This window comes from Neobacillus drentensis (assembly GCF_036962765.1).
GTDB lineage: Bacteria > Bacillota > Bacilli > Bacillales > Cytobacillaceae > Neobacillus > Neobacillus drentensis_C.
Genome location: NZ_JBALOS010000264.1, coordinates 1 through 7534, shown reverse-complemented (window position 1 = coordinate 7534; position 7534 = coordinate 1). Strand labels below are relative to the sequence as shown.

Annotated in this window: 8 protein-coding genes and 1 riboswitch; of the genes, 6 read left to right on the top strand and 2 right to left on the bottom strand. The window is 35.1% G+C overall.

Annotation, left to right across the window (positions count from 1 at the left end; genetic code table 11):
- Positions 1-129 precede the first annotated feature (129 nt).
- Positions 130-708, bottom strand: a complete 579-nt coding sequence (thiT, locus tag V7137_RS25980; RefSeq protein WP_335700752.1) for an energy-coupled thiamine transporter ThiT — start codon at positions 706-708, stop codon at positions 130-132.
- 120 nt (positions 709-828) lie between these two features.
- Positions 829-937: riboswitch (TPP riboswitch) on the bottom strand.
- A gap of 223 nt (positions 938-1160) precedes the next feature.
- On the opposite strand from thiT, the gene V7137_RS25975 reads away from it, so the two are divergent.
- The 5 genes from V7137_RS25975 (at position 1161) to V7137_RS25955 (ending at position 6425) form a co-directional block, all read left to right on the top strand.
- Entirely contained in the window at positions 1161-2291 is a 1131-nt protein-coding gene (locus V7137_RS25975; RefSeq protein WP_335700751.1) for a histidine kinase N-terminal domain-containing protein, read from the top strand.
- Positions 2292-2442: 151 nt separating this feature from the next.
- Entirely contained in the window at positions 2443-2997 is a 555-nt protein-coding gene (locus V7137_RS25970) for a GNAT family N-acetyltransferase (RefSeq protein WP_335700750.1), read from the top strand.
- Between the two features lie 146 nt (positions 2998-3143).
- Complete coding sequence (locus V7137_RS25965) at positions 3144-4472, top strand: hemolysin family protein (protein WP_335700749.1); 1329 nt, start codon at positions 3144-3146, stop codon at positions 4470-4472.
- Between the two features lie 293 nt (positions 4473-4765).
- Positions 4766-6118 carry a hemolysin family protein gene (locus V7137_RS25960; protein WP_335700748.1) on the top strand — a complete coding sequence of 451 codons (1353 nt, stop codon included), beginning with the start codon at positions 4766-4768 and terminating at the stop codon, positions 6116-6118.
- 121 nt (positions 6119-6239) lie between these two features.
- A complete protein-coding gene (locus V7137_RS25955) occupies positions 6240-6425 on the top strand; it encodes a hypothetical protein (protein ID WP_218350146.1) in 186 nt (61 codons plus the stop codon).
- A 72-nt stretch (positions 6426-6497) separates the two neighbouring features.
- On the opposite strand, the gene V7137_RS25950 is transcribed toward V7137_RS25955, so the two are convergent.
- Positions 6498-6794 carry a hypothetical protein gene (locus V7137_RS25950; protein ID WP_335700747.1) on the bottom strand — a complete coding sequence of 99 codons (297 nt, stop codon included), beginning with the start codon at positions 6792-6794 and terminating at the stop codon, positions 6498-6500.
- A gap of 342 nt (positions 6795-7136) precedes the next feature.
- Between V7137_RS25950 and V7137_RS25945 the strand changes: the two genes are divergently transcribed.
- On the top strand, positions 7137-7448 hold the full coding sequence (locus V7137_RS25945; RefSeq protein ID WP_335700746.1) for a HesB/YadR/YfhF family protein: 312 nt from the start codon (positions 7137-7139) through the stop codon (positions 7446-7448).
- Positions 7449-7534: the final 86 nt, after the last annotated feature.

The following is a 7534-nucleotide window of genomic DNA, read 5'->3' as shown; positions in this document are numbered from 1 at the left end:
GATTATCTTTCTATATGGTCATTTTAGCACTTTATAAGAGTTATCAAGCATGACAAATTTGTCAAAAGTTCGAAAATTACAGTAAAAAAGGAAAAGAGATATAAACTCTTTTCCTGTCTTAATTTCAAATTATGAAAATAATTTCTTTGGTACTGCACTCATGACGATGATGATTATGATTGCACTGATGATGAAACTTGGCAGCATGAACGTTCCATTATATAGTAGTGAGTATACAGCTACTGGCTGTCCCTTTGGTGCATATTCTCCAAAGAACAAAATTCCCGAGACAACGTGACATAGGTATCTTAAGGCACTTCCAAACAATGCACCGATAATTACAAATGTCATCCACTTTCCTTTTTCATGGTTAGATATAGATTTCTTTACTTGGTTGGCAAAAATACCCGCTAACCCTACTATAGTAAAGGCAAGAAAATAATCAATAAATCCTTGAAGGAATGTATATACTTGAGCAAATCCAAGGACCACTTGCAATAAACCTAGAATAAATCCTGTTAATAGTCCGCCCTTAATCCCCCAACGATAGGCCATTAAGAAGATTGGTACCATTGCAATTGACACTGAACCGCCCTGTGGCCATACTTTTAGCGATAATATTCCTGCTACAAAATCCAATAAAAAAGCTAAAGCAGCAAAAACGGCCACCTCGGCGATAAACAATGTGTTACTTCTTTTTTGATTCATCAACGTCTCTCCTTAATCATCTATTTGGACCATTTTGATTTCTTCTTATTTTAAGATGTGCCGCAAAATGGAAGCGCAAAAAAAGCAATGCATGACAATAAGGATGTCTGCATTGCTTTCATTTTAAGCAAACCACATCCCTACGCTAGTGTTACCTAACAGGTTCATAGGGTCAGAACTCAAACGTTCACTCTCAGCCGCATGAAAAGCAGCTCCCCCTGTGGAAGTATTCAATCGTTTCCATAGAAAAATATACTCTTCTTTTATTCCATATACAAGGAAAATATTACTTTTGGATTGTTTTACTAACGAATCTAATCGGTAATAAAAACTTCCATATATTGCATGGATAGATTTCAAGACTTTTCTTATAAAAAAAGGAGGATTTTCTTTTTTTTCATCGAATAAACCATTTAGGAAGTTTTTTGCCAATAACATAGGGGGAAAACGGCATGTTCACGGAGAAACAAACAGATTTACTTGATTTTTTCAGTCGAAATAAACAGAAATTAATTCAAGAATGGGAAAATGCCATTGTTACCATTCAAGCTGATCCATTTAAAACAAAAATTCACGATAACGGCGAGGCATTACTCGAAGTTTTACTTAATATGCACAAAATGACCGAACAAGAGGTTTTAGAGATTATCGAAAAGCTTGCAATTGAAGTATCAGAGGAAAGAGTTTTGGCTGATATTAACCTTGGAGATTTTGTTTATAATGTAAATATCGGCAGAACAGTTTTATACAGCCAATTAAGCGAAACTGGGATTCCATGGGAAGTAATGCAAGTAGCATTAAACAGGATAAATTTTTGTTTCGATAAATTTTTATACTATGCTGTATCACATTACTCTGAAGCAAAGAACAAAATTATTGAAGAAAAAACCATGCACATTGATTCTACCCACCAAGATCGATTAACACTGCTTGGCCAGATGACATCCAGTTTTATTCATGAGTTTCGGAACCCACTAACATCTGTTCAAGGATTTATCCAACTGCTAAAAGCGGATTATCCGGATATGAAATATTTAGATATCATTTCAAGTGAGCTGGATCAACTGAATTTTCGCATCTCACAATTCCTCCTTTTATCAAAGAAGGAACTGATTGGCAAAGAAAAAGATGACTTTAATTTAAATAAATTAGTAGAGGAAGTATTGAACTTCCTATATCCAAGCATTCTTGACGGAAAAGTAAAAATTAGAAAAGAACTAAGTGAAGATATTACTCTTAATGGGTATGCAGATGAAATTAGGCAGGTTTTAATTAATATTATCTTTAATGCGATTGATGTATTAAATCATGATGAGAATCCAAATCCAACGATCGAAATCAATAGCCGTCTCGAAGATCAGTTCATTAAAATCAATATTACCAACAATGGACCCGTGATCCCCGCGGAACTAAGAAAATCAATTTTCGAACCATTTTTTACAACAAAAAAACTGGGTACAGGTTTAGGCTTGTTTGTATGTAAAGAAATTATCGAAAAGCATAAAGGGAATTTAGAATGTGATTCTTCTCCTGATAAAACAACATTTTCAATTCTCTTACCTGTTGCAGCCTTAACACCTTAACCTTAATTGAATTTGAAATTTCGTCGCCCATGTGACCAATCCCACTTTATTTAAAGCAGGGATTTTTTTATTTCTCTTTAATAATTCCTCCCGTACCGAACCTAATATGCATATGATGAACTAAAAATTTATATCGGGAGATTAGAGACCAATGTTTACATTAAAGGTTGATAATGAAATTGAACTCCAGTTATTTCAAACGCATCACGCCTTACGACTATATCATTTGGTTGAAGATAACCGTGAACATTTGCGGGAATGGATGCCTTGGGTGGATAGCATGAACTCTCCCTATCAGTTTGAGTCCATAATACCGATATGGCTAAACCAATTTGCAGATAATAGTGGATTAAATGTGGGGATACTTTATAAGGGTGAACTGGTCGGTTCCATTGGGTTACATCAAATCGATTGGCATAACCGAATGACAAGTATCGGTTATTATCTTTCAAAAAAGGGAGAAGGTCATGGCATCATGACTCGTTCAGTTCAAGCCTTACTAAATTACGCATTTTTCCAGATAGGATTAAATCGAGTTGAAATTCGCTGTGGTGTCAAAAACAAAAAAAGCCGTGCTATACCAGAAAGACTTGGGTTTAGTAAGGAAGGGATCATTAAGGATGGCGAACAATTATATGGCCGCTTTCATGACCTCTATATTTATAGTATGCTTGCCCGTGACTGGAATAAACGAGTTCCTTATTAGGATACAACCATCAACATCTAGTTCTTTTGTATGCTGCCTTTAGGCAGCATTTTTTTAGGTCGATTTGCTAATAGATTTTTTTTTTAAATAATGTATTGAAACCAACGTAAGTGAGGTGGCATACCTTACCTCTTGTAAGGTGATAGATGATTTGGATGAATGTAGTTATTATCGTTATCCTAATAGGCTTTACAGCCCTTTTTGTGGCTTCAGAATTTGCGATGGTAAAGGTTCGATCCACAAGAATTGATCAATTATTATTAGAAGGAAATCCAAAAGCCGAAGCAGCAAAAAAGTTAATATCTAATTTGGATGGCTATTTATCTGCCACCCAGGTTGGGATTACCATCATCTCCCTAGTTTTAGGCTGGCTTGGTGAGCCCACTATTCGAGAACTGCTCAATCCTATTTTTGATCTGATTCACATACCTTTATCCCTCAAACACATTATTTCGTTTATTTTTGCTTTCATTGTCATAACTTATTTCCATGTCGTCATTGGCGAATTATCACCGAAAACGATTGCGATTCAAAAGGCAGAAGAAATTCTCTTGATTATTGCTCGTCCGCTCATCTTGTTTTATAAACTGATGTACCCGTTTATTTGGATATTAAATCGTTCAGCTCGGTTTGTTACTGGTCTTTTTGGAGTACAACCGGCATCCGAGAATGATATCGTCTTGTCAGAGGAGGAATTGAGGTTAATTCTTTCGCAAAGCTATGAAAGCGGAGAAATTAATCAATCTGAATATCGATATATGAATCGAATATTTGAATTTGATAACCGGATTGCTAAAGAAATTATGGTCCCTAGAACTGAACTTATAACTCTTTCCATAGATGCCTCCATGGAAGAAGTTATTGAAATCGTTAAAGAAGAAAAATACACTCGATATCCCTTAATTGATGGGGACAAAGATAATATTTTAGGGGTTATTAACATTAAGGAAGTCTTAACAGATTGCATCCAGCAAAAATGTACGGGCGACCGACCTCTTCTACCCTATCTAAAACCAGTGATTCATGTTATTGAAACCATTCCCATTCAAGAGCTTCTCGTCAAACTGCAAAAAAACCATTCACATATGGCAGTTTTATCTGATGAATATGGCGGTACAGCAGGTATTGTCACGGTTGAAGACATTCTTGAAGAAATTGTTGGTGAAATAAGGGATGAGTTTGACTTGGATGAGCTCCCTCTTATCCAGAAAAAAGCAGACGGCCATTTCATTTTAGATGGAAAAGTTTTAATCAGTGAAGTAAACGATCTACTCGGCACCACACTGGATGAGGAGGATGTAGATACAATAGGCGGCTGGTTTTTAACACAAAAGTTTGACGTACATAAAGGTGATTCTATTGAAAACGACGGATTTGTATTTAAAATTAATGAGATCGAAGGTCACCATATCTTGTACATTGAAGTTAGCAAAGTAGACACCGATACTAAAAAAGCAGAAGTGGCTCCTGAGTAGGAGTTGCTTTTATTTTGTATAATTTTTGTAATATTTAGTCTTTTTTTGTTCATATTCACTTTGTTTTCCCATAAAATATAGTTATCTACCAATATACTAACCAGAACGTTTGACTGTATAGTTTAAATTCTTTATAATTATTGTTAATTTATAAAATTGTCGAGGTGGTAAGATGACCATTAGACGATATTAGGAAAAAACAAGAAATAAATTTAAGGCAATATGAGCTAATTTTTTTATCAAACTGGGAGGTGACTCCTTACCTGTCTAAAAAACAGGATAAGGGAACTTATTTGGACATATTTAACTTGGTTATTATAGCCATTTTAATTGCATTAACTGCTTTTTTTGTTGCTTCTGAATTTGCTATTATACGAGTTAGAAGCTCCAGAATTGATCAGTTAATTGAAGAAGGAAATTCGAGTGCTGTGACTGCTAAAAGAGTAATTTCTAATCTTGATGAATACCTTTCCGCCTGTCAGTTGGGGATAACCATAACCGCCCTTGGTTTAGGATGGCTTGGTGAAGCAACATTTGAAAAGTTGCTCCATCCGCTGTTTGAAGGATTGCATATTCCCGAAAGCTTTAACCAAGTAATATCTGTAGGTTTTGCATTTGCGGCTATTACCTTTTTACATGTAGTAGTTGGTGAACTTGCTCCAAAAACATTGGCGATTCAGAAGGCAGAATGGATTACTTTAGTGATGTCACGTCCGCTTGTACTTTTTTACAAGGTTATGTACCCTGTTATTTGGTTACTAAATGGCTCTGCACGAATTACGACTAAATTTTTCGGGCTTAAGCCTGTTTCAGAAAACGAAATTGCTCATACAGAGGAAGAACTTCGAATTATCCTATCTGAAAGCTACAAAAGTGGTGAAATTAACCAATCAGAGTTTAAGTATGTAAATAAAATTTTTGAATTTGATAACCGTATTGCCAAAGAGGTTATGGTACCGAGAACGGAAATCGTTTCCTTATCTAAAGAAGATACCTTAGAGACTTTCCTTCAGGTATTACGGGAAGAGAAATTTACACGGTATCCGATCATTGATGGGGATAAGGATCATATCATTGGGCTGATCAATATAAAAGAAGTTATGACAGATTTAATTGGTAATGAAAAACTTGCAGAACGGACTCTAGAAAACTATACTCGGCCAATTATAAGAGTAATAGAAACAATTCCAATCCATGACTTATTAGTAAAAATGCAAAAGGACCGTGTTCATATGGCGATTTTGATGGATGAATATGGCGGTACTTCAGGACTTGTTACAGTAGAAGATATCCTTGAAGAGATTGTAGGGGAAATTCGTGACGAATTCGATATGGATGAAATTCCAGAGATTCGCAAAATTAAGGATAATCATTATATAATCGATTCTAAAGTTTTAGTTAGTGAAGTGAATGATCTTTTAGGGGTAGAAATTGACGATGAAGATGTCGATACAATTGGTGGTTGGATTTTAACCGAAAATTACGAAGCAAAAGAAGGCGATATCCTCCTTCATGAAACCTATTCCTTTAAAATTCTCGATATGGAAGATCATCATATTAAGTATATTGAAGTCACCAAAAATGCCAATAATGAAGATGTAGTCAGTCAACAAGTCTCCATACCCAATTCAGAAGTGCTTTCTTAATACACTATTAAACCAGACGGAAAATCAATCCGATCTGGTTTTTTTGTTAAACATCATAGTACTTTTGTCCAGTCAAGCTCCCCCGTTTAAGCATACTCTAATTTCAAAGGAGGGGAAGAATATGGATCGATTAGGAAGTTTATTTTTATTTTGTATCTTAGCTGGCTTTGCTTTAGTTCATATGCCAAGCATTTCATTCCTAGCTGGCCTGTCATCATTTTTCCATGTTGTCGGTGCACTTGCAATTTTAGTATTTGGTTTATTGTTGCTTTTCCTAGGCGTTAAAGCAATATTCAAAGAATTGTAAGCGTTTTCTAAACGAAAACAAAAAAGATCAGATCATTTTCAATCTGATCTTTTTTCTATCTTGCTAAAATGATTATTTACACTTAAAAATAATCATATTCTCTTCCAACTTTGCGATTTTTACTAAATGTGAATCAAGTCGGCGATTGATATGCTGTATATCACGATTGTTTGTCTCTTCAATCCGCTGCAGAGATTCTTTTATATCGGAAAGGTCAATTTGATTTACTTCCACCCGGTGTTCAATGCTATCCATTTTTTCAAGCCGAGAAAGTCGTTTTTCAATACTTTCTAATGTATCATTCAATGTACGAAATAAACTTTTTATGTCATTAACATTATCTGTTAGCTTATTTATATCCTGCACCATTGGAATACCCCCTTCACTGCTTTTATATTATCATCATTTTCACTTTATAAATGTTACAATATCAGCAACACTTGCTCGACAGCGAAATCGAACGATATTTTCCAACCCTTTAATACATATGCCCTCATCTACACGGATACATGTGAACGTTTTATGGAAAATAAATGAACAATTTAAAACATCATAAAACCTCTCGATGGTGCGTGAATAATATCACATGCAAAACCGCTGCAAAGTTATACCCTTTTGATATAGGGAATGGAAAACAAACTTTTATCTAGTTTACTATCCGAGCCATCCCATATGAATCATTACCTAATAGATAAAGGTGGGTGCATTTAGATGTTCATGTCTGTCGACGAAAAAGCTGCGACATGGTTCACAAAAGAATTCGCAATAAATAAAACGTTTTTCATTCGGATGTTTCCTCAATATGCTGGTTTTGGAATAAAGCATAAAGGTTTTAGCCTTGCTTTTTCAGCTGAATCACCTGGTCATGTTGGATATTCTTATGAAATTAATGGTATTACCTTTTTTGTTGAAGTAAATGATGTATGGTTCTTTGAAGATACTGAAGTAACCTTAACCATTGATGAGAACCTTGATGAGATTTTGGTCAGGTACCAAGAACTCACAACCTTAGCGGTAAATTAATATTTTATTGTGATACAGATACTCTCTTTTTTAACCCGGACGGGCACGATTAGACTCCACCAGCACAGATTAAATCGTTGCGCTGG